Annotated in this window: 1 protein-coding gene; it reads left to right on the forward strand. The window is 62.1% G+C overall.

Annotated elements, in window-relative coordinates; all coding sequences use genetic code 11:
• On the forward strand, positions 1-499 hold a 499-nt coding region (locus tag AACY08_RS28920; protein ID WP_339472505.1), incomplete at both ends, for a hypothetical protein.

Consider the following 499-nt stretch of genomic DNA (forward strand, 5'->3'; position numbering starts at 1 on the left):
GCGATGGACGTGCAGGCAGTGGCGGCGCGCGCGGCGAGCAACCTGGCGGCGCTGCAGCGGATGCTCGCGAAGAAGCCGGACTAAACGGCCCCGTCCTGGCGGAAGCGCCGGGGCCATCCCTCGACGATCCCAACGGCCCGGCCGGAAAGGCGATTGCCGAAAGCCTGACGCATGACGTTAAGGCTCAGATCGCCGAAGACGTTGCCTTCACCACCGCCAAAGGTTCCACCTATCTCGTGCATTCGGACGGTTCCACGTCCCGGGACAAGTCGTTTCACCCAGAGCACGGCGCGAAGGATCAAGGGCCGCAACCACGATCACAGGCTACGATTTATGTCAGCGCTAGCGATGCTGTAAAATTAGCTGAATTTCAGGCGCAAGGCGGGCCCAAGGTTGCGATCGCCGTGACAAGCGATGGCCGGTGGGGTCTCAAATACCTCGAGGGTAAAGATGTTGGTCGGTTTGAGCGCCGCACAGTCGTGGCGGCGTTCAAACAACC

Origin of the sequence: Pseudomonas sp. EL_65y_Pfl1_R83, assembly GCF_963970695.1 — a bacterium.
Classification (GTDB): Bacteria; Pseudomonadota; Gammaproteobacteria; order Pseudomonadales; family Pseudomonadaceae; genus Aquipseudomonas; species Aquipseudomonas tritici.